General features: G+C 63.5%; 2 protein-coding genes and 1 pseudogene. All 3 read left to right on the forward strand.

What is annotated here, in order from left to right:
• The first annotated feature begins 148 nt into the window (after positions 1 to 148).
• Positions 149 to 2,755, forward strand: coding sequence for an ATP-dependent chaperone ClpB (gene clpB, locus EN750_RS23045; RefSeq protein ID WP_127397747.1), 2,607 nt, complete (start codon positions 149 to 151; stop codon positions 2,753 to 2,755).
• A gap of 115 nt (positions 2,756 to 2,870) precedes the next feature.
• The gene (locus EN750_RS23050) at positions 2,871 to 3,236 is read left to right on the forward strand and encodes an MmcQ/YjbR family DNA-binding protein (RefSeq protein ID WP_127397748.1); all 366 of its coding nucleotides are present in this window, start codon (positions 2,871 to 2,873) and stop codon (positions 3,234 to 3,236) included.
• Positions 3,237 to 3,384: 148 nt separating this feature from the next.
• Positions 3,385 to 3,798 (forward strand): annotated as a pseudogene (locus EN750_RS23055) (hypothetical protein); the annotation flags it as partial.

The raw sequence follows: 3,798 nt of genomic DNA on the forward strand, positions 1-3,798 counted from the left end.
ATTATGAAGTTGCCGATATCGAGACGTCTTGAGGGTTCGGAGCTTGTGCACCATATCAGCCTCAACTGGACCCGGCTCGAATGGGAGGGTCCGTCACCGCAATCGGATCCGGTGCCGCAAAGCGGGCCGGTGATGGAAGGAGACAGATATGAACCTTGAGAAATACTCAGAGCGCGTGCGCGGTTTTATCCAGTCCGCGCAGACTATGGCGCTTTCCCGCAACCATCAGCAATTCACCCCTGAGCATATCCTGAAAGTGCTCGTCGACGATGATGAGGGCCTGGCCGCGTCGCTGATCGAACGCGCCGGCGGCAACGTCCGCGACGTCAAGCTTGGCGTCGAGACGGCGCTCGAAGCGATGCCCAAGGTCGAGGGCGGCAATGGCCAGCTCTATCTGGCCCAGCCGCTGGCAAAAGTGTTTTCGACCGCCGAGGAACTGGCCAAGAAAGCCGGCGACAGCTTTGTCACGGTGGAGCGGCTCTTGCAGGCGCTGGCCATGGAGAAGTCGGCCAAGACCGCCGACATACTGGCCAAGGCCGGCGTCACCCCGCAGGCGCTCAACCAGGTCATCAATGACGTCCGCAAGGGCCGCACCGCCGATTCGGCGAGTGCCGAACAGGGCTACGACGCGCTGAAGAAATACGCGCGCGACCTGACCGCGGATGCCCGTGCCGGCAAGCTGGACCCCGTGATCGGCCGTGACGACGAGATCCGCCGCACCATTCAGGTGCTGTCGCGCCGCACCAAGAACAATCCGGTGCTGATCGGCGAACCGGGCGTCGGCAAGACGGCGATCGCCGAAGGCCTGGCGCTGCGCATCGTCAATGGCGACGTGCCGGAATCGCTGAAGGACAAGCAATTGATGGCGCTCGACATGGGCGCGCTGATTGCCGGCGCCAAATATCGCGGCGAGTTCGAGGAGCGGCTGAAGGCCGTGCTCTCCGAAGTCACCTCGGCCAGCGGCAACATCATCCTGTTCATCGATGAGATGCACACCCTGGTCGGTGCCGGCAAGGCGGATGGCGCCATGGATGCGTCGAACCTTCTGAAGCCGGCGCTGGCGCGCGGCGAGCTGCACTGCGTCGGCGCCACCACGCTCGATGAGTATCGCAAGCATGTCGAGAAGGATGCAGCGCTTGCCCGCCGCTTCCAGCCGGTGTTCGTCGACGAGCCGACGGTGGAAGACACCGTCTCGATCCTGCGCGGCCTGAAGGAGAAGTACGAGCAGCACCACAAGGTGCGCATTTCGGATTCGGCGCTGGTGGCGGCGGCGACGCTGTCCAAACGCTACATCGCCGATCGCTTCCTGCCGGACAAGGCGATCGATCTGGTCGACGAAGCCGCATCGCGGCTGCGCATGCAGGTCGATTCCAAGCCCGAGGCGCTGGACGAGATCGATCGCCGCATCATGCAGCTCAAGATCGAACGCGAGGCGCTGAAGGTCGAGACGGACGACGCCTCGAAGGATCGGCTTGCCCGCCTGGAAAAGGAACTCGTCGGCCTCGAGGAGGAATCGACCGAGATCACTGCCAAATGGCAGGCGGAGAAGCAGAAGCTCGGGCTCGCCGCCGACCTCAAGAAGCAGCTCGACGAGGCGCGCAACGAGCTCGCCATTGCGCAGCGCAAGGGTGAATTCCAGCGCGCCGGCGAGCTTGCCTATGGCAAGATCCCGGAACTGGAAAAGAAGCTGAAAGAGGCCGAAACCCAGGACGGCAAGGCTGGCATGGTCGAAGAGGTGGTCACGCCGGATCACGTGGCCCATATCGTCTCGCGCTGGACCGGCATTCCGGTCGACAAGATGCTGCAGGGCGAGCGCGACAAGCTGCTGCGCATGGAAGACGAGATCGGCAAGCGTGTCGTCGGCCAGGGCGAGGCGGTGCAGGCTGTTTCCAAAGCGGTGCGGCGCGCTCGCGCGGGCCTGCAGGACCCGGACCGGCCGATCGGCTCGTTCATGTTCCTCGGGCCGGCGGGCGTCGGCAAGACCGAACTGACCAAGGCGCTGGCAAGCTTCCTGTTCGACGACGAGGGCGCGATGGTGCGCATCGATATGTCGGAGTTCATGGAAAAGCACTCGGTCGCCCGGCTGATCGGCGCACCTCCCGGCTATGTCGGCTATGAGGAAGGCGGCGCGTTGACCGAAGCGGTGCGGCGCCGGCCTTATCAGGTCGTGCTGTTCGACGAGATCGAGAAGGCGCATCCCGATGTGTTCAACGTGCTGTTGCAGGTGCTCGATGACGGCCGCCTGACCGATGGGCAGGGCCGCACGGTGGACTTCCGCAACACGCTGATCATCATGACGTCGAACCTGGGCGCCGAATATCTCGTCAATCTCACCGAGGATCAGGACGTCGATCTGGTTCGCGACGAGGTGATGGGTGTCGTCAGGGCGTCGTTCCGGCCGGAGTTCCTCAATCGCGTCGACGAGGTGATCCTGTTCCACCGGCTGCGCCGGCAGGATATGGGCCGCATCGTCGAGATCCAGCTCAAGCGGCTGGAGAGCCTGCTTGTCGACCGCAAGATCACGCTGTCGCTGGACCAGGAGGCGGTCGACTGGCTGGCGGCCAAGGGCTACGATCCGGCCTATGGCGCGCGGCCGCTGAAGCGGGTGATGCAGAAGGAATTGCAGGACCCGCTGGCGGAGAAGATCCTGCTCGGCGACATCCTCGACGGCTCGACCGTCAAGGTGACAGCCGGTTCCGACCGGCTGAACTTCCGCTCGAAGCCGGCGATCGTCGCGGCGGAAGTGGCTGCCTGATCCTACGCCGCGCGTCCTTCCCGGACGCGCGGCGTTTTAGGTCTTTGTCATATGCATGTCGTTTTCCCAAAACCGGGGCCAGTTTTGGGCGACGTGCGAAAAAAAAGGGGGCGGGATGACGCTGGACGACTACAACGGCTTCTGCGCCTCGCTGCCCGCGACGAACCACGTTGTCCAATGGGGCGGCGCCCATGTCTGGAAGGTCGGAAACAAGGTCTTCGCGGTTGGCGGCTGGGATCAGGGCCAGCAGCTCTTCGTCACCTTCAAATGTTCCGATATCGCCTATGATGTGCTCAGGGAGCAGCCGGGCCTGCGGCCCGCGCCCTATCTTGCCTCGCGCGGTATGACATGGATCCAGCGTCGGACAAGCCAGAGCATGGATGATGCCGCGCTGAAGGATTATCTGCGCGAGAGCCATCGCCTTGTAGCCCTGAAACTGACCAGACAAGCGCGCAAGGAATTGGGACTTGCCGCAAGCTAGTCTATATTCATCGAGGCGCTGGAAAACCGCCATCTTCATGCCCGGTTCATGTTGGAACCATATGGTGGGTAACTGGTTTGCTGACGAGGGGCTTCGCCAGGGAACAATGCCGGGCGGCGGCAATTACGGACCGGAGAGTTTCGCCACTATGCTGCGTACGATCTTCACCCTTTCGGTACTTGCCGGCGGGCTTTTGTCTGCCAATGCAATCGCAGCCCCGACGCAGGACAGCGCACCACCGATTGTCCGTGCCGCCGATACCGGTGGCATCCTTGTCGCCCAGGACGGCAATCTCGACATCTACTACGACGCCAGGGGCAACCGCGTGATCGTCGATGCCGATACCGGCAAGGTCATCGCCATCCAGCCGCCGCAGACCCGGCTGGACCGCCGCGCCTTGCGCCGTGAGACACGACTGCGCGAACTGGGCCGCGCCCCCGAGGGCGACGACCGTTACTATCTCGACGATCCGGAAGACATGGCGCGTTTCCGCCGCCAGCAGTTGGAAGAGGAAGGCCGCGTTATCCCGCCGCCGGCGGACGAGTACGATCCCTATGGGGAC

This window comes from Mesorhizobium sp. M7A.F.Ca.ET.027.03.2.1 (assembly GCF_003999175.1).
Classification (GTDB): domain Bacteria; phylum Pseudomonadota; class Alphaproteobacteria; order Rhizobiales; family Rhizobiaceae; genus Mesorhizobium.

Coding starts and splice junctions, on each gene's coding strand:
- clpB (WP_127397747.1), top strand. CDS start 149: ATGAACCTTGAGAAATACTCAGAGCGCGTGCGCGGTTTTATCCAGTCC.
- EN750_RS23050 (WP_127397748.1), top strand. CDS start 2,871: ATGACGCTGGACGACTACAACGGCTTCTGCGCCTCGCTGCCCGCGACG.